Source organism: Maritalea myrionectae DSM 19524 (genome assembly GCF_000423365.1).
Lineage (GTDB): Bacteria > Pseudomonadota > Alphaproteobacteria > Rhizobiales > Devosiaceae > Maritalea > Maritalea myrionectae.
On the sequence record NZ_AUHV01000002.1, the window covers coordinates 139,848 to 157,842 of the forward strand.

The 17,995-nt window shown below is 52.8% G+C and carries 14 protein-coding genes; 8 read left to right on the top strand and 6 right to left on the bottom strand.

Going from position 1 to position 17,995, the window contains the following annotated elements; translation table 11 throughout:
- Nucleotides 1-20: 20 nt before the first annotated feature.
- Nucleotides 21-434: a GFA family protein gene (locus G549_RS0100735; protein WP_027833420.1), complete on the bottom strand. Its 414-nt coding sequence runs from the start codon at nt 432-434 to the stop codon at nt 21-23.
- Between the two features lie 156 nt (nt 435-590).
- On the opposite strand from G549_RS0100735, the gene G549_RS0100740 reads away from it, so the two are divergent.
- A complete protein-coding gene (locus G549_RS0100740) occupies nt 591-1,988 on the top strand; it encodes an MFS transporter (protein WP_027833421.1) in 1,398 nt (465 codons plus the stop codon).
- Between the two features lie 2 nt (nt 1,989-1,990).
- Here the strand turns inward: G549_RS0100740 and G549_RS0100745 are convergent, their stop codons facing one another.
- On the bottom strand, nt 1,991-2,749 hold the full coding sequence (locus tag G549_RS0100745; protein ID WP_084633801.1) for an RlmE family RNA methyltransferase: 759 nt from the start codon (nt 2,747-2,749) through the stop codon (nt 1,991-1,993).
- The gene (locus G549_RS18365) at nt 2,746-3,996 is read right to left on the bottom strand and encodes a Ppx/GppA phosphatase family protein (protein ID WP_051213066.1); all 1,251 of its coding nucleotides are present in this window, start codon (nt 3,994-3,996) and stop codon (nt 2,746-2,748) included. The genes G549_RS0100745 and G549_RS18365 overlap by 4 nt, the downstream gene beginning before the upstream one ends.
- A 231-nt stretch (nt 3,997-4,227) precedes the next feature.
- On the opposite strand from G549_RS18365, the gene G549_RS0100755 reads away from it, so the two are divergent.
- Entirely contained in the window at nt 4,228-6,579 is a 2,352-nt protein-coding gene (locus G549_RS0100755; protein ID WP_027833423.1) for a putative bifunctional diguanylate cyclase/phosphodiesterase, read from the top strand.
- Nucleotides 6,580-6,615: 36 nt separating this feature from the next.
- Here G549_RS0100755 and G549_RS18370 read toward each other — a convergent pair whose 3' ends face one another.
- Nucleotides 6,616-7,569 (bottom strand): crotonase/enoyl-CoA hydratase family protein, encoded by a 954-nt coding sequence (locus G549_RS18370; protein WP_051213069.1) that lies wholly within the window; start codon nt 7,567-7,569, stop codon nt 6,616-6,618.
- 254 nt (nt 7,570-7,823) lie between these two features.
- Here G549_RS18370 and G549_RS0100765 point away from each other — a divergent pair, with 254 nt between their 5' ends.
- The 6 genes from G549_RS0100765 (at nt 7,824) to G549_RS18385 (ending at nt 15,628) form a co-directional block, all read left to right on the top strand.
- Nucleotides 7,824-8,468, top strand: a complete 645-nt coding sequence (locus G549_RS0100765) for a glutathione S-transferase (protein WP_084633803.1) — start codon at nt 7,824-7,826, stop codon at nt 8,466-8,468.
- 84 nt (nt 8,469-8,552) lie between these two features.
- Complete coding sequence (gene nadC / locus G549_RS0100770) at nt 8,553-9,431, top strand: carboxylating nicotinate-nucleotide diphosphorylase (RefSeq protein WP_027833425.1); 879 nt, start codon at nt 8,553-8,555, stop codon at nt 9,429-9,431.
- Nucleotides 9,432-9,438: 7 nt separating this feature from the next.
- Nucleotides 9,439-10,260, top strand: coding sequence for a 3'(2'),5'-bisphosphate nucleotidase CysQ (cysQ, locus tag G549_RS18375; RefSeq protein ID WP_051213072.1), 822 nt, complete (start codon nt 9,439-9,441; stop codon nt 10,258-10,260).
- 186 nt (nt 10,261-10,446) lie between these two features.
- On the top strand, nt 10,447-10,995 hold the full coding sequence (locus tag G549_RS0100780) for a PadR family transcriptional regulator (protein ID WP_036220707.1): 549 nt from the start codon (nt 10,447-10,449) through the stop codon (nt 10,993-10,995).
- 11 nt (nt 10,996-11,006) lie between these two features.
- Nucleotides 11,007-12,218, top strand: coding sequence for an efflux RND transporter periplasmic adaptor subunit (locus G549_RS18380; protein WP_084633807.1), 1,212 nt, complete (start codon nt 11,007-11,009; stop codon nt 12,216-12,218).
- On the top strand, nt 12,215-15,628 hold the full coding sequence (locus tag G549_RS18385; protein WP_051213078.1) for an efflux RND transporter permease subunit: 3,414 nt from the start codon (nt 12,215-12,217) through the stop codon (nt 15,626-15,628). Before G549_RS18380 ends, G549_RS18385 begins: the two co-directional genes overlap by 4 nt.
- Nucleotides 15,629-15,700: 72 nt before the next feature.
- Here G549_RS18385 and G549_RS0100795 read toward each other — a convergent pair whose 3' ends face one another.
- On the bottom strand, nt 15,701-17,617 hold the full coding sequence (locus G549_RS0100795) for an ABCB family ABC transporter ATP-binding protein/permease (RefSeq protein ID WP_027833427.1): 1,917 nt from the start codon (nt 17,615-17,617) through the stop codon (nt 15,701-15,703).
- Nucleotides 17,617-17,946: an ArsR/SmtB family transcription factor gene (locus G549_RS0100800; RefSeq protein WP_027833428.1), complete on the bottom strand. Its 330-nt coding sequence runs from the start codon at nt 17,944-17,946 to the stop codon at nt 17,617-17,619. Before G549_RS0100800 ends, G549_RS0100795 begins: the two co-directional genes overlap by 1 nt.
- Nucleotides 17,947-17,995: the final 49 nt, after the last annotated feature.

Here is a 17,995-nt window from a genome sequence, read left to right on the forward strand (position 1 = left end):
CCGGCAGCCTAAAGTGCTGCCTATTCGTTTTGATAGGAGCCGAATGCATGGGGATGCTGTTTGCCATTGTCGCCAATTTCATCCCACGCCGCGCGGGACGCGGTGAAAATATGGTGCGCGACGCGCAGATTTTCACCGCCTTCGGTGATCAGGCCGACGGGCACATAGAGTTTCGTGTCATCGTTCCGGCCGGGCAAGGTGGAGCCGCAAATTTGGCAGAACCAGCCTTCCCAATCCGCATCGGGCTTTTTCCAATATTGGATATGCTCCTGCCCCCGCAGCCAGGAAAATTCCTCATTCATGGCGAGCACAAGCGCCATGCCATTATTGCCTGTCGCCTTGCGGCAAATCGAGCAATGGCAAATAATAACGTCTTGAATGGGCTTATGAATTTCAAACGCCACCGCGCCGCAATTGCATTCACCTTTGGCCATAAATCTCTCCCTGAGCTTTTCTCACTATAAGATGGTGCACATGAATTTCAACGGGATTGGCCAATGCCTAAACACGTAAAATAAGTCATCCGGGGTGACAGGAAGAAATAAGACCGATAGACTGGTTGGACCACTGAATCAAAAAGCAACAATCGTATGTCAGATCGCATCACGCCACTTATTTTGGCGGTGGCGCTGTTTATGGAGTTGATGGATGCCACCGTCATCGCCACAGCCCTGCCCGCCATCGCTGCCGACATTGGCACAGACCCCATTTCGCTGAAACTTGCGCTTGCCTCCTATCTGGTGGCGCTGGCGATTTTCATTCCCATCAGCGGGTGGATGGCCGACCGTTATGGCGCGCGCAACGTGTTTCGCGGGGCGATTGTGGTGTTTATGCTAGGTTCGATTGCCTGCGCCTTCGCAGACTCCTTGTTCTCCTTTGTGGCGGCCCGGTTCCTGCAAGGTATGGGTGGCTCGATGATGACGCCGCTGTCGCGGTTGATCCTTATTCGCAATACGCCGAAAAAGGATCTGGTCAATGCGTGGGCGTGGCTCACCATGCCCGCCCTGTTCGGCCCGCTGGCTGGACCACCGATTGGCGGGTTTTTGACCACATATTTCTCCTGGCACTGGATTTTCTACATCAACATTCCCATCGGCCTGATCGGGCTTGTGTTGGTGACAAAATATATGGGCGGCACAGGTTACCGCGAGCGCCGCAAGCTGGATGTGATCGGCTTTCTGCTCACCGGCACGGCCTTCTCCGGCATCATTTTTGGTCTGTCGGTCATCTCCATGCCCGCGCTGCCGCCGTGGTTTGGGGCGTCCGTTGCCCTGCTCGGCTCGCTGTCCGGCATCGCCTATTATTTCCACGCGCGTCGCACCGAAAATGCGGTGCTGGACCTCAAAGTGTTTGAGGAGCCGATATACCGCACGTCGATCATTGCTGGCTTTATCTATCGCGTGGCGGGCGGTGCGTTTCCGTTCCTGTTCCCGCTGATGCTGCAAGTGGGCTTTGGTTATAGCCCGTTTGAGTCCGGCATGATTTCGTTTATCGGCGCCGGCGGCGCGATCTTGATGAAGTTCTTCCTCAAGCCTGCGTTGCAAGTGTTTGGATTTAGAATCCTTTTGATCGTTGGCGTCGCCATGTCCGCATTGCTGGCAGTCACCCATGGCTTCTTCACGGCGCAAACGCCGATCTGGTTGATCATGTCGATTCTGCTGTTTATGGGCTTCTTCCGGTCGATGTATTACACCTCATTGAACACCCTCACCTTCGCTGAAACGCCGGAAAACCAATCCGGCTCAGCCACTGTGATCAGCTCCGTGAGCATTCAGTTGGCGTTCGCGCTGGGCGTGGCCTTTGCGGCCTTGTTGCTGGATGTGTTCTCACTGATCAACGGCACTGAAGTGGGAGTGCGTGAAATGCAACTGGCGTTCTTCATTCTCGCCGCCATCACTGCTCTGGCGATGATCCCAATTTTGGGGCTGTCAAAGCAGGTTGGTGATGACGTTGCCGGGCATAAGGCCAAGGTGAAACCTTTGGCCTAGCGTCAGCCTTTGAAGCCTTTGGCGATCAGGTAGCTTTCGGAGGAATCCTGACGCGATGCTGGGGGCTTGGCGTGGAAGGTCGATTTAAAGTGGCGCTTGAGGTGGGCGAGCAACTCGTTTTCGGTGCCGCCTTGGAAAACCTTGGCCACGAAAGCGCCGTCCGGCTTTAAGATTTGGATGGCGAAATCAGATGCCAGCTCCACCAGCGCCATAATGCGCAAATGGTCTGTGGCTTTGTGGCCGGTGGTCGGCGCCGCCATATCGGAAAGCACCAGATCAACTTTGTGGCCGCCCAGCGCATCGATCAGCATGTCGGGCGCGTCGTCATCGTTAAAATCTTTCTGGAGGAAGATGACACCGGGCATGGGTTCCATTTCCAAATAGTCGATGCCCACGATTTTGGGATCATCGGCGTCCGCGCCCATAATCTCTGTGGCCACTTCGCACCAGCCGCCGGGCGCACAACCAAGGTCCACCACCCGCATGCCGGGGCGCAAAATATTGTGCTTTTCGTTCAGCTCAATCAGCTTATACGCAGCACGAGAGCGTCGCCCCTCTTTATTGGCGCGCAGCACGTAGGGATCATTCAGTTGGCGTTGCAGCCAGAGCGTTGATGAAATCTTGCGGCCCTTGGCCGTTTTCACCCGCGTCTTCAACCCGCGATCGGAGGCTTTCGAATTTGCTTTACCTGCTGCTTTCGCAATGGCCTTGCCACGGGCTTTCTTGCCGCCACCGCCGACTTTACTTGGCTTCTTGCTCATGCTTTCGCCCCTTTTTCGCGCCGCCGATAGGCTTTTTTGCCAAATTGGGCGCCATGTCCCTTGCCGGGCCGTTTGGACCATACACGGTCCTCCGACATCAGGGAAATCAGAATACCTTCGCGCAACCCCCGGTCGGCCACGCGGATGCGGTCGCAGGGCCATTCGCGGCGGATGGCTTCAAAAATAGCACAGCCGGGAATCACCAAATCGGCGCGTTCTCGGCCAATGCACGCATTGGCAACACGGCGGTCATAATCCATATTCAGCAACACACGCATGGTGTCTATTACGTGCTGCTCACCCATCCAAAGCCCATCGACTTTGGATCGGTCATAGCGTTCAAGACCCAAATGCAGGCCCGCCAATGTCGTGACCGTGCCCGAGGTGCCCACCAGATGCATCTTGCTTTCAGCAATGGCGCGTTTCAGCTTTTCGCGACCTTTAAAGCGTTTGAGATGCTCGCGCACATAGTCGATCATGTCTTCAAAGCTTTCAGGGGTAACATTTACCCCGTCAAACTTTTCAGCAATGGAGACCACCCCCACCGGCAGGGATTGCCAAGACCGGATCGACGCTGCCATTTTGCCGCGGGCCTTGGGGCGTCCGCCCCGAAAATCAAGCCACGCCAATTCAGACGACCCACCACCAATATCAAAGATCACCGCGCCGCTGGCCCCTTGATCCACCAGATCGGCGCAGCCGTTTACAGCCAATTGCGCCTCGGTTTTCCGATCAACAACTTCAAGCTCAATCCCGGTTTCCGATTGAATGCGCTGCAAAAACTCAGTGGCGTTGCTGGCCGACCGACACGCCTCGGTGGCGATAAGCCGCAGCTTGGCAATCTTATGATTGCCAATCTTTGTTTTGCATTGTTTGAGGGCATCAATGGTGCGGTTCATTGCAGCTGGCGACAGCGCGCCGGTGGTCGACATCCCCTCGCCCAATCGCACAATTTTGGAAAAACCGTCCACAACTTTGAAGCCGCTATCGGTGGGACGCGCCAGCAACAGCCGACAATTGTTGGTGCCCAAGTCCAAGGCCCCATAAATATTGGGTTTAGTGGAACCGCGCGCGCTTGTGTGGCGTTGGCCATTTCGTTTATGGGTCCGCGAATGGCCAGGAGATCGCCCATGGCCACCTCTGGCGCCTTGGTCCTCAGGACCAGTTGCCAAATGCCCTTCACCTGTGCCCTTTATAGGGGGCTGTGATGGGCGTTTCTGGTTTGCGGACCGATTCTTATCGGTCACTTTAATTGCTCCATCCAGTCCGGGTCGCTACGCTTCTGCGGCGCCCCAATGACGATGTGTTACGTGTTGAAATTAAATCTAAAGCAAAGGCCAGCGATGCGCAATGGTGAAAGATATTCAGAATTTGGGAAAAAACTTAACTTTTTAAAGAAGAATATATTCTAAATTCTCGATATAAGAACAATTTCATTACTGGCGTCACGTATCGTCCAATTCTATGTTGGTGATCATATGTTTAAAAGACTAATAGAGACCATTCGATCCGAGAAAAACCTATCCGCGACCATCCGGGCGCAGCTTGTTGATGGGCTTTTTCACCCGTTTGCCTCCCTTATTTCCGGCGCAGTTGCCGGTCTTTTTATCGCGACGGTTCTGTCCTTCACCGCGAATGATGCGCTGGTGGAGAACATGGCGTATGCCGTTGTTATTATTGCATTGGGCCGCATCGCGCTTGGCGTTTACTATTTGCGCTCTGGCCAACCTGTTACACCGCAAAATGTCAATCAATGGGAATGGGCCTACGCCATTGGCGGCACCGCGTTCTCATTGTGCTTGGGCATGGTGACATTCTTTGCGGTATTGCGCATCGACAATGGTGCCATCCATTTGATGCTGACCACGACCACAGCGGCCTATGCGGCCTCTATTGCCGGTCGAAATGCCAGCCGCCCTTGGGTGGCGCTGGGTCAGCTTTACTTTGCATCCGTGCCTATGGGCCTGGGCTTGGTGCTGCACGATACTGTGTTTTATGAGGTTGTGGGTGCCGCGTTGCTGATTTTCATGTTCGGCATGACGGACATTACCTTGGCCGTGCGCAAAACCATTATCAATGCGCTTGAAACTCGTGAACTGAACAAGGAATTGGCTGACTCCTTCGAACAACAAGCAAATCTGTTCGACGGGGCGCTGAAAAACATGTCACACGGCCTTTGCATGTTTGACCGGGATAATAAGCTCTTGGTTTGGAACCCCATCTTATGTGAAATTTTAGGGTGCCCACCTGATCGATTGCGCAAGGGTGAATCATTTCAAGAAGTGCTCACGCTGATCCATCCGGCAGACCGGGATCATTTTGCCTTCAATGGCAATGTTGAAACGGACAAGGCCAAGGCGAACTTTGAGCAAACGGTTCAGCTAGAGGATGAGCGGTTTGTTGATGTGTCCTCGCGACAAACTTCAACGGGCAACCGCGTGTTGGTGTTTGCTGACGTCACCGAGCAGAAAAAAGCCGAGGCGAAAATCAGAAGCCTGGCTTTGGTCGACCAGCTGACGGGCTTGATGAACCGCACCTCCTTGCAAACTGCGTTTCGCGACGTGTTGGAGAACAACACCACTGATCAAGAAGTTGCTGTTTACTTCATCGACCTTGATCACTTCAAAAATGTGAATGACACATTGGGCCACCCTGTGGGCGATGATTTGCTGCAGCAAGTGGCCAAGCGCATTTGCGATGTCTGCATGGATGAGTGTGACGTTGGCCGGATGGCTGGCGACGAGTTTTTGGTGATCCAAAAACTCTCCCCTCACGCGCGCACCCCTGAAATTTTGTCCAGCCAGATTATTGATGCGCTCAAGCAACCGTTCAATGTTGCCTCTCACTATGTTCGTATTGGCGCTTCGATCGGCATTGCGATTTCACCGAAGGACGGCACAGATTCGGGCCTCTTGTTAAAACGTGCCGATATGGCGCTTTATGCCGCTAAGAACTTTGGCCGGAACCGTTTTGAGTTCTTTGAACCTAAAATGGACCAAAAGGCACAACAAGTCCGCGCGATGGAATTGGACATCAAATATGCGCTGGAAGCGAACCAATTCCGCCTGGCCTTTCAGCCTATTGTTGACGCGAACACATTTGAAATTTCGGGATTAGAAACGCTCATTCGCTGGACACACGAAAAACGTGGCCGCGTTGCCCCGTCCGTGTTTATTCAGGTGGCCGAACAGACTGGCCAGGTGATTGAGATTGGTCGTTGGGTTTTGCGCGAAGCGATACGCCAAGCCTCAAAATGGCCAACGGACACGCCAATTGCAGTCAATTTCAGTGCCGTGCAATTCCAAGACACTGACTTTCCTAAATATCTGAAATCGCAATTGCGTCGCTATAAACTGGCGCCGGAGCGGGTGGAACTGGAAATCACAGAAACAGCGTTTTTCCAAGATGAGGTTGCCACACTGGATATTTTGAATCAGTTCCAAGCGATCGGCGTCAAAATCTCGCTGGATGACTTTGGCACAGGTTTCTCCTCACTGTCTCAGCTGCGCACGTTCCCCTATCACAAGATCAAAATTGATGGGTCCTTTGTGCGGGACCTGGAAACAAATGCCAGCTCCAAAGCAGTGGCAACGGCCGTGGCCCATATCGGCCAAGCGCTCAATATCCGCGTGGTGGCAGAATGTGTTGAATCGAAAGAGCAGCTTGAATATTTGCGCGACGCAGGCGTTAGCGAAATTCAAGGTTTCCATTTATGTCGTCCATTGAACAATGAAGACATTGTCAGCCTATTGGAAATTGGCAAAGGGAAGTTTGACCGCGATTTTTTGAAAGAGATCGCTGAGCGCAGCGATAAAACCGCCGCGCAATAGCTTTCAATTTGCATAGCTTATGAATTACCGCGCCCGCTACTCTGCAGCGGGCGCAGCTTTTTTAGACTGGGCAGCAACAAGTCGCTGCATCACTTTTAGCTCTCGGGAAGAAATACGCATACCGGCATCCGCCCACAGCGAGACCACGTCATCCAACTCTTCAAATGGAATTGGATTGGCCCGCTTCACGGCCTTACGGTAGGTGCAAAGGGCAGCTTGCTTTTGCTCGTTCTTGGCAATGAAACGCTGAACCGTTTTCAGCCCCTCACCCTTTTCTGCCAAAATATGCACAACGCCCATTTCGTATAGCTCTTCTGCGCTGAGCGTGCGGCCCGTGCGCACCAATTGCTCGGCTTTGGCAAAGCCCAAGGACCGCCCCAGGAAGGTGAGCGCGCCCATGCCGGGGAACAGGCCAAACATTTGCTCAGGAAACCCAAACTTGGTGCCCTTCTCGGCGCAAATATAGTCAAACGACAATAGGGATTCAAAGCCACCGCCAAGCGCATCGCCCTGCACCAAACCAATGGTCAGGAGTTCGCTATCAATGCTGCGCCAGTTCTTGTGCAATATTTCGACGCAGGATCGACCATAGGCATAGAGCCCGTCGCGATCCTTTGAGTTGATACAGTGGGAGAAATAGTCAAGATCGCCGCCCAAACAGAAGAAATCTGGATGCCGAGACCCGAGCACAACAAATTTGAAGTGCTCGCCCATTTCCTCTTTCAATGACCGAATATTGTAATGCCAGCCATGGAAATCATCGAGCAAAGCCGGATTATAAGCGGCCCGCCCCTCGAAATTCATGAAGCTCCACAAGGTGCTGTGGGAGATATCAAATGCATTCTCCAGTTGACCAAGCTCTGGCCAAAACCGGTTTGAAAGATTTGAAGGTGCTGCTGATCGCGGCATCAGCACCGTGTTTTCATTTTTTGGATTTTGTTCGCCTACAAAGTCGGAACTCGGCAGGCTGAAAGCTGCATTATCTGACATGATACTAAATACTAAAACATTTTTAAAAATAGGGGTTCAGTTAACAACATATTAACGGAATTTTCAATCAATTTTATTTAAATAGCAATATGCAACAATTAACCATGATTGTGTCAAAATTGTTACCAATCAACGTGTTAAACAAAACAATTAAAGAAAAATAGTAAATTTACCCACAGTTTAATGCCGATTTTTGCATGTGAAGTGCTGTTTTTCGTGTTGCTGCAGTTGGTTAGGTTTGTCATAAGCAAGAGATGACCCGACCAATCCTTTATAGCTTTCGTCGCTGTCCCTATGCCATGCGTGGGCGGCTGGGCATTCAAGCCGCGCAATTAGAGGTTGAATTGCGCGAAATCTTGCTGCGGGACAAGCCTGAGACGTTTTTGCAGACATCCCCCAAGGGCACCGTTCCCGTGTTAGATTTGGGCGATCAAGTGATTGAAGAAAGCCACGACATTCTGAAATGGGCGTTGGCGCAAAGCGATCCGGAAGATTTGCAGCATGGTGGGCAGGATCTCGATGAGATGCACGCTCTGATTGAGCAATCGGACAAAGAGTTCAAGCCCCTGCTCGACCGCTATAAATATCCAACACGATATGAGCTTGACGGCGGTGCGACAGCCCGCGATCGCGCCCTTCCCTTTCTCGACATGCTTGATGCCCGCCTTGCGGATGATGGCTTTCTGTTTCACGGTCGAATCAGTGTCGCAGACTTAGGCATTTGGCCATTTATCCGCCAATTCGCGCATGTCGATCGTGACTGGTTTTGGGCGCAAGACCGTCCCCATTTGATCGCTTGGCTCGACTATTTTTTGAATAGTGACCGCTTCGGTCAAATTATGCCCAAGTTCACGCCATGGAAAATTGGCGATGAGCCGGTACTATTTCCTATAAAATAGTCCCTAAAGAGCACCTGTTTGCTTGATTATGGTGTAGGGCATGGCTAAAGCTACCTCCCATAAAATGCAAAAGGATAGTTGATCTTGGCTTCTCATCAGATTTTACCTGCCCAACTTGCGCAGCCGCTCATTCGGCGCGCAGTGGACAATGCTTTGCTGGAGGATTTGGGGCAAGCTGGGGACATAACCACGCAAGCAACCCTCTCCCCTGACGCCACAGCCGTCGCGGTGATGAATGTGCGCGAAGCTGGCATCATTAGCGGCATCGAGCTGGCCCGAGCCGCCTTTGCGCAAATTGGCGATGGGCTGAAGTTTGAAGCGCATGTCACAGACGGCGATGCGGTGCTGCCCGGTCAAGACATTGCCACAATATCCGGCAACGCTCGCCTTATCATGTCGGCCGAGCGCGTTGCGCTGAACTTCATGTGCCATATGAGCGGCATTTCCACCTTCACCAAACGTTACGTGGATGAAGTTGCCGGCACTGGGGCCAAGATTTGCTGCACCCGCAAAACAACACCCGGCCTACGGGCGTTTGAAAAGTTTGCTGTGAAGTGCGGCGGCGGTGCCAATCACCGATTTGGCTTGGATGACGCGATCCTGATCAAGGACAATCATATTGCGGTAGCGGGCGGCGTAAAGCAGGCTGTGCTCGCTGCTAAAGCTTTTGCTGGCCATATGATTGCGATTGAAGTTGAAGTGGACACGCTGGAGCAATTTGCCGACGCGTTGGACGCAGGGGCAACCGCAGTGTTGCTCGACAATATGAGCCCGAAGCAATTGCGCGAAGCGGTGCACGCTTGCAAAGGGGCAGCCCGCCTTGAAGCCTCTGGCGGCATCAATCTGGATAGTGTGCGCAAAGTGGCAGAAACGGGCGTTGAGTTCATCTCCACCAGTCAAATCACGATGGCGGCCTCGCCGCTTGATATTGGCCTTGATATCAAGATCAACGACCAGGAATAGCAGTTTCATGCCCCAATTTGATGCGATCGCCACGCAAATGCTTGAGGCGGCTCTCGCAGCGAGCCATGTCATTCTCAAGCATTATCAGGGGCATATTGCGGTGGAACGCAAAGATGATGGTTCGCCCGTGACCGCTGCGGATGCTGCGGGGGAAGACATCATCATCAGTAAGCTGGCAGCGCTCGACATTCCGATTTTGGGCGAAGAGAGCGTGGCAGAAGGCAACATCCCAACATTGGGTGAGCGTTTTTTTGTGGTCGACCCGCTGGATGGCACGAAAGAGTTTATCAAGCGCAATGGCGAGTTCACGGTGAACATCGCTTTGGTGGAGCACGGTGTGCCGACCTATGGCGTCATTATCGCACCCGCCAAGGACACGGCCTATATCGGCACGCCTGGCGGCGCGTTTAAATCCACACTTGAGGGTGACAAACCCATCAATTGGCAACAAATTCACGCCGACCCAAATATGAAGTGCAAGATCGTCGCCAGCCGCTCTCATGCCCATGGCGCCATCAAGCACTTTTTGGATGAAGCTGGCCCTTGCGAAGATGTCTCGGTTGGGTCTTCGCTCAAATTCTGTTTGGTGGCTGAGGGCACGGCCCTTCATTACCCCCGGTTCACGCCCACTTGTGAGTGGGATATCGCCGCGGGCCATGCGATCTTGTGCCATGCCGGTGGGGCTTTGATTGAAGCCACAGGCGGGAAAATGCGCTACGGCAAAACCGAGACGGACTTTCTCAATCCGTTTTTTGCGGCTGCCGCTTCCCCTGCGCTGGCGGAAAAATGTGCTGACATTATGCGCCGGGCTATTGAAAAGGTCCGGTAAGACCTTATTTACGCTGTATTCTAATCCAATCGAAACGCATTCGCGTTATGAAAAGGAACAATGGGTGCGCTCATTTACCTTTTGTTGCCCTTTTACAAAAAAGTGAAGTCAAGTCTCTTGTCATTATGATTTTCCGTCATATATAGAGTTGATATATATCGATCCTATATGAGGCGACTATTTATAATGAATGTAAAAACCATCTGTCTCGCCATTTTGACTCAAGGCGAAACCACCGGATATGACATTCGCAAGCGCTCTACAGAGGGCGACTATGCCTATTTCATGGAAGCCAGTTTTGGTTCCATATACCCTGCTTTGTCCAAATTGGAGGAAGAGGCATATGTCACCAGCCGCACCGTGGCACAAGAGGGAAAACCCTCTAAACGTGTCTATAAGATCACGCCAACCGGGCGCGAGTTTTTCATCAATTCGCTTTATGACGAATTGAATGATGATGTCTTCCGCTCCGAGTTTTTGCTTTTCCTCCGCTTTGTTGAAGACCTGCCCCGCTCGTTGGTGGAAAAACGCGTCAATGAACGCATCGCCAAATGCAACGACGCGATTGAGAACGTCAAAAAGCTGGAAGAAGAATTTACCAAGCCCTCAGAACGCTGGGTTTTGAATTTCGGGCAGCACTGCATGCGCAGTGCCCGCCAATATCTAATTGACAATAAACAAGAAATAATCGCGCTGGCCAAGCAAGAAGATGTGCCTGCCCGCGCGGCCGAATAGGGACGAGATTTATGCGATTTCTAATGTCATATGGCGTTGCATTCCTGCTGTTGGTGGGTATCGGCGGTTGGATGGCCTCTGGTTACCTGGTGCAAGGCGGGCAAGGCCCCGGCAATGGCGAAACACAAGCGCTTGATGCGGTCGACTTGCCCGGCGCGGACAAAGCCAAAGACTTAATGACAGAGTTTGGCTTGATCAAAAGCGACGAAGAACAAGCTGCTGAAGATGAAGTGGCCCAAGCAGAAGCTGAAGCCGAAACAGCCGCTGCCGAAGAATTGCAGGCGGTGCGCACCCGCACATTCACAATTCAGCCTTTGCCGCTGGAAGTGACCCTTCGCGGCAACACGGCGGCAAAAGCCACCCTCTCCATTCGGGCCGAGACCACCGGCATTTTGGAGAGCCGCCACGTTGATAAAGGCGATGTTGTGAAGGCAGGCGATCTGCTGTGCTCGATCGATGCGGGCACGAGACAAGCACGCCTGGCGCAAGCTGAGGCAAGCTACGAACAAGCGAAAGCCGATTTCGAGACCAACAAAAAGCTGCGTGAAAAGGAATTTGCCCCGACAAACTCAGCCGCGGCTTATGAGTCCAGCTTGAAAGCAGCTAAGGCGCAGTTGGATGAAGCCAAGGCAGAATTGGCCCGCACTGAAATTTACGCGGAAGCCGGTGGCATTGTGCAGGAGCCAATGGCACAGCCGGGTGACATGTTGTCCGCTGGTGGCCCTTGCGTGACGCTGGTGCAGATGGACCCGTTGATCTTTGTTGGTGATGTCGCAGAAAGCAATATTGATGCGGTGCGCATTGGCTTGCCTGTGACAGTTAAAACCATCACTGGACGGGTAATTGAAGGCAAAGTGGCCTATATTAGCCCCACAGCCAACACAGCGACACGCGCTTTCCCAGTGGAAGTTGAATTGCCGAACCCCAATCATTCGGTTCGCGCAGGACTTACCGCTGAAGCAAGTGCTGTTTTGGGCACTGTGCCGGCGCATTTGATCCCCCAATCTGTGCTGACATTGGACAATGACGGCACCTTGGGCGTGCGCGCGGTGAAGGACGGTGAAGTCAGCTTTCATCCGATTGAAATCGTCCAAGACAGCCAACAAGGCATTTGGGTGACCGGATTGCCCGAAAGCATCAACATCATCACCGTTGGGCAGGAATATGTTGTCGCTGGCCAACAAGTGTTGGCCGACAATGAAACTGAGGAGACAACATCATGATTGGTGCCCTCGAGAACATTCTTCGGCGTCCCAAAACCGTCATTGTTGTGATGCTGGTGATGCTGATGGCAGGTATCTCCGCCTATATTAATCTGCCAAAGGAAAGCCAGCCCGATGTGGATGTGCCTTACCTTTATGTATCTGTTTCGCAGACGGGTGTGTCTCCATCGGATGCGGAGCGGCTATTGGCACGTCCGTTGGAAAACGAGTTGCGCAACCTTGATGGGTTGAAATCAATTTCATCGACCTCAAGCACCGGCCACGCGTCTGTGTTTTTGGAGTTTGACATTAATTTTGACAAAGATCAGGCGCTGGTCGATACCCGCGAAAAAGTCGACACTGCCAAGTCGAAGCTGCCTGACGATGCCAACGAACCGACCATCCATGAGATTTCTGCAAATGGTTTTGCCACCATTACAGTTGCGCTTTCAGGCGATGTGCCAGAGCGCACTTTGTTGCGCGTGGCGCAGGACTTGCAAGAAGATTTGGAAGGCATTTCCACGGTACGTGACGTCAATATGGCGGGTGACCGCGAAGAAGTGTTGGACGTTGTTGTCGATTTGCTGAAGCTGGAAAGCTACAATTTGACGACCAATCAGCTCTTTGATGCGTTGGCCCGGAACAACCTTGTTGTGCCTGCTGGTACATTGGACACCGGCCAAGGCAAATTCGCCTTGGAAGTGCCTGGTTTGATTGAGAATGCGGCTGACGTGTTCACCCTCCCCTTGAAAACTGATGGCAGCACCATCGTCACTTTTGGCGATGTAGCGTCCATTCAGCGTACATTTAAAGATGCGACAGACTTCACCCGCGTGAACGGTGAACCTGCGATTATTCTTGAGGTGAACAAGCGCCTCGGTTCGAACATCATCGACACATCTGATAATGTGCATAAGGTTGTGGAAGCCGCCAAGGCCGAATGGCCGACGACGATCCACGCCTCCTTTATGCTGGACCAAGCCAAGTTCTCGAAAGATATGCTGGATTCGCTGCAATCTGCTGTGTTGACGGCGATTGCATTGGTGATGATTGTCACCATCGCCATGCTGGGCATTCGCCCTGCGATCATGGTGGGTGTTGCCATTCCAACCAGCTTTATGATGGCGTTCTTCTTCCTGCAATTGCTGGGTTACACCGTCAACATGATGATCATGTTCGGCCTTGTGCTGACCGTGGGCATGTTGGTGGATGGGGCCATTGTGATTGTGGAATATGCTGACCGAAAAATCTCGGAAGGCATGGAGCGACGCGAAGCCTTTATCCGCGCGGCAAAGCTGATGTTCTGGCCCGTTGTGTCCTCCACGGCGACCACATTGGCAGCCTTCACGCCGATGTTGTTGTGGCCGGGGATCATCGGTAAATTTATGAGCTATTTGCCGATCATGGTGATCATTACCCTGATCTCCTCCTTGATCACGGCGATGATTTTCTTGCCCGTCATTGGCGGTTTGGTCGCGCGTAAACGCGTGAGCGAAAAAGAAATCGCCGCGGCAAAATCATTGTCAGTGCACAACCATTTCGACCCGAAAAAAGTGCCGGGCCTGACGGGGCTTTACATTCGATTTATGAATATGATTATCCGTCGCCCCTTGTTCGTTCTTATTGTGGGACTGGGCGTTATTGGCGGCGTGTTCTACACATTTGCCAACAACCCAACGGGCGTTGAAGCGTTTCCCAAGATCGAGCCGGAATATGCCACAGTGGCGGTTACGGGCCGGGGCAACTATTCGCCGGTGGAAATCCGCGATCTGCTGATTGAGGTTGAGCAGCAAGTGCTCAAAGTTGAAGGCATTGAAGATACTGTACTCAACTTTGGCTCAACCGGTGCGGTGACTTCAACACCACCAGACACCATCGGCAATTTGCAGCTGGAGTTTGAACCCTTCCGCGACCGTCGTTATGCGACCGAAATCTTTGCGGACATCCGCGCCAATGTGGCGGATATTTCCGGGATTGGCGTCGAACTGTTGGAAGCCGAAGAAGGCCCCCCAACGGGTAAAGACGTGAATATGCGTGTTGTGGCCCAAAGCTATGATGAATTGGCACCTGTTGTGGCCAAGATCCGCAATTATATCGAAAACGATATGGGCGACATGATCGAGGTTGAAGACGGGCGTCCCCTGCCCGGCATTGACTGGGAAATCAAGGTTGACCGCGAAAAGGCTGCCCTGTTTGGACTTGGTGTGCGTGAATTGTCACCTTATGTGCAATTGGTCACGTCAGGCGTCGCCATTGGCAGCTATCGTCCTGATGATGCCAATGACGAGTTGGATATTCAGGTTCGTTTGCCGAAAGAACAGCGCACATTCGACGCGCTAGACAGTTTGCGGATCATCACCAACCAAGGTTTGGTGCCAGTCTCCAACTTTATCGAGCGTAAAGCGGTGCCAAAAGTGGCGAACATTGAACGCCGCAATGAGAAGTACACCATGAGTGTGCGGGGCAATGTGGCAGAAGCTGAAAATGAAGATGGCTCACCTGTGACTGCCGCGCAAAAAGTGGATCAACTGAAAGAGTGGATTGACGGGCAAAGCTGGCCATCAACCGTAGACTTCGAGTTTGCGGGTGCTGATGAGCAAACCCAGGAAACCAACGCCTTTATGCAACAGGCTGGTTTGGGCGCCATGTTCTTGATGTTCTTGATCTTGTTGACCCAGTTTAACAGCTTCTATCAGGTGTTTATCACCCTTTCGACGGTGGTTATGTCTGTTGCAGGCGTGTTGCTGGGCATGATGATCACGGGTCAGGCATTTTCTGCCATCATGACTGGTGTGGGTATCGTGTCGCTGGCCGGTATTGTGGTGAACAACTCAATTGTGTTGATCGACACCTATAACCGTTTCCGCAAGGAAGACGGCGTTGACCCGATCACCGCATCTTTGATGACCGCATCGCAGCGATTGCGCCCGGTCTTGTTGACCACCATTACGACCGTCTTCGGCCTGATCCCGATGGCGATGGGTGTTTCAATTGACTTTTTCGCCCGCGAAATCGTTATTGGTGACCCATCCGGTGCGTGGTGGATTCAATTGGCCACAGCCGTGATTGCCGGGTTGAGCTTCTCAACGCTGCTGACCTTGATCATGGTGCCCGTGATGTTGTCTGCCCCAGCTGTTTGGAAAGACTTCTTCGTTTGGGTCTGGACATCAACAGTGGGCCGCAAAGCCGCTGCTGCCAAGGCCGAGGAAAACGTTGACGCTGAACAGGCTGAAGATGGTGAAGTCGATGCAGACCAAGTTGCAGCGCAGCAAGACGCGGCGCCCCAGGATCAGCCTTCCGACGCGACCATCCCCGGCGATACGGATAGTGCCAAGCAATATATCCGCAGGCCGGTGGAAGGCGCCTTGCTGGCTGAAGAAAAGAATGGCGTGACCATCGTGTCGCGCCCGACCCCGGAAGCGGCTGAATAGGTTCAGCCTTTTCAACCTCCAAAGCAAAACGGCCCCTTGCGGGGCCGTTTTTTTGTGTCGTGCGAGATGAGGCTATTGCGATGGTTCTTTATCTTTGTCGATCGAGATAAAGCCTTCGCTGCCAGCGGTTTCACGCGCCTTGCGCAAACGTTCGCCCGCCTCGTCAACTTCACGCTGGCGGTTCCACATTTGAGCATATAGCCCGTCTTGCGCCAGCAAGCCTTCATGATTGCCCCGCTCGGCGATCTTGCCATCGCGCAGCACAATGATTTCATCGGCATTGACCACGGTGGACAGACGGTGGGCGATCACCAATGTTGTGCGATCTTGCGCCACGGCATCCAGCGCTGACTGGATTTCCTGTTCGGTTTGAGTGTCGAGCGCCGAGGTGGCCTCGTCCAAGATCAGGATTGGCGGGCTTTTCAGAATGGTTCGTGCAATCGCCACACGTTGCTTTTCACCACCGGAGAGCTTGAGACCACGTTCACCCACTTGCGTATTGAAGCCGTCGGGCAGGCTTTCGATAAAGTCAGAGATTTGCGCCAAGCGTGCTGCCTCGCGCACTTCCTCATCCGATGCATCGGGGCGGCCATAACGAATGTTATATTCGATGGTGTCATTAAACAGCACGGTATCCTGCGGCACCATGCCCACAGCCGTCCGCAATGACTTTTGCGTCACGTCACGCACATCCTGCCCATCGATTTCGACGCTGCCTTCAATCACGTCATAGAAACGATAGATCAGCCGTGAAATGGTGGACTTGCCTGCGCCGGACGGCCCCACGACCGCAATCGTTTTGCCCGCAGGCACCTCAAAATCAATGCCTTTCAGGATTTCGCGATTGGAATCATAGTGAAATTTCACATTGTTGAATTTCAGGACCGGGCCGGTCACCTTGATTGGCTTGGCGTTGGGCTTATCCTCGATTTCCGCGTCTTGATCCAAAAGCTGGAACATTTGCTCGATATCGGTCAGGCCCTGGCGAATTTCGCGATAAACGAACCCGATAAAGTTCAACGGACGATAGATTTGCATCATGTACATGTTGATCAGCACAAAGTCGCCAACGCTCATATCGCCGGACATGACACCGTTTACCGACATCATGGAGATGACGATCATCCCCACCCAGAAAATGACGCCTTGGCCAAAGTTCAAAAAGCCGAGCGAGGTCCACATGCGGGTGGCGGCGCGCTCATATTTGCCCATGGCCCCATCAAAGCGGCGGGCTTCCATCTCTTCGTTGCCGAAATATTTGACCGTTTCGAAATTGAGCAGGCTATCAACCGCTTTGGAGTTTGCGTCCGTGTCGCTCTCGTTCATGGCCCGGCGAATACCGATCCGCCAGTTTGACGCCTTGATGGTGAAATAGAGGTAGCCCCAAATGGTCACCACCAATACCGCAAGAAAGGTCAACCCGAAGGCGAAGGTGAAGATGGTGGAGATGATCAAAAACTGCACCAGCGTAGGTGCCGTGTTCAGCATTGTGAAGCGCACAATGGTCTCGATCCCCTTGGTCCCCCGTTCAATGACGCGGGAAAGGCCGCCAGTGCGCCGCTGCAGGTGATAGCGGAGACTTAATGCATGGAGGTGCTGGAATGTACGGTGCGCCAACTGGCGCACAGCGTGTTGCCCCACGGAGGCAAACAGCACGTCGCGCAATTGCATAAAGCCACTTTCGAGGATGGAGCCGACGCCATAGCCGATCACCAGCAATATGGGCAGGGATATGCCCAGCCACATGGCCGTTTCCATGCCATCTGGTTGCCCGAGAATATCAACGATCCCTTTATAGGCGAGCGGCACGAGCGCCTCTGCACCCTTTGCAGCCAATAGAGCCAGGATGGCCCATACGACGCGCAATTTAAGCTCAGGGCGGTCGCTTGGCCACATATAGGGCCAAAGGTTTTTCACTGTCGAAAGTACGTCACCTTCTTCGGCGCTGACAGTCTGCTTTTTATTTTTATCGGCTTGATTGTCTGCCATTAGCTATTTGTACTCGCTTTTAGTTTTTCTGTGCTGGCCGCATCGTCGACCAAAATCTGTTCTATATTTGCGATAAGCCGCTCTAGGGGCGCTGCGCAGATGGAATAGCAGTTCTTTGTGCCCTGTCCTTTGCGCTCTATTATCCCGGCTTCCAAAAGCACTTTTAAATGCTGAGAGATTGTTGACTGGGCCAAGTCTATACAGGTGGTCAAATCCCCACAGCAGGGTGTTTTTTGCTGTGTCAAATAACGCAATATCGCCACACGTGCCGGATGCCCGACAGCGCGGGTGAGTTTGGCCAATTCTTCATCTTGAGGATCAGATAGCATACGCTAACTCCATAATGCGGAAGACAATTGAAAGCTGAGCAGGCGCAAA

Coding starts and splice junctions, on each gene's coding strand:
- G549_RS0100765 (WP_084633803.1), top strand. CDS start 7,824: ATGACCCGACCAATCCTTTATAGCTTTCGTCGCTGTCCCTATGCCATG.
- G549_RS0100780 (WP_036220707.1), top strand. CDS start 10,447: ATGAATGTAAAAACCATCTGTCTCGCCATTTTGACTCAAGGCGAAACC.
- G549_RS0100795 (WP_027833427.1), bottom strand. CDS start 17,617: ATGGCAGACAATCAAGCCGATAAAAATAAAAAGCAGACTGTCAGCGCC.
- G549_RS0100740 (WP_027833421.1), top strand. CDS start 591: ATGTCAGATCGCATCACGCCACTTATTTTGGCGGTGGCGCTGTTTATG.
- G549_RS0100735 (WP_027833420.1), bottom strand. CDS start 434: ATGGCCAAAGGTGAATGCAATTGCGGCGCGGTGGCGTTTGAAATTCAT.
- G549_RS18380 (WP_084633807.1), top strand. CDS start 11,007: ATGCGATTTCTAATGTCATATGGCGTTGCATTCCTGCTGTTGGTGGGT.
- G549_RS0100745 (WP_084633801.1), bottom strand. CDS start 2,749: ATGAGCAAGAAGCCAAGTAAAGTCGGCGGTGGCGGCAAGAAAGCCCGT.
- G549_RS18370 (WP_051213069.1), bottom strand. CDS start 7,569: ATGTCAGATAATGCAGCTTTCAGCCTGCCGAGTTCCGACTTTGTAGGC.
- G549_RS0100800 (WP_027833428.1), bottom strand. CDS start 17,946: ATGCTATCTGATCCTCAAGATGAAGAATTGGCCAAACTCACCCGCGCT.
- cysQ (WP_051213072.1), top strand. CDS start 9,439: ATGCCCCAATTTGATGCGATCGCCACGCAAATGCTTGAGGCGGCTCTC.
- G549_RS0100755 (WP_027833423.1), top strand. CDS start 4,228: ATGTTTAAAAGACTAATAGAGACCATTCGATCCGAGAAAAACCTATCC.
- G549_RS18385 (WP_051213078.1), top strand. CDS start 12,215: ATGATTGGTGCCCTCGAGAACATTCTTCGGCGTCCCAAAACCGTCATT.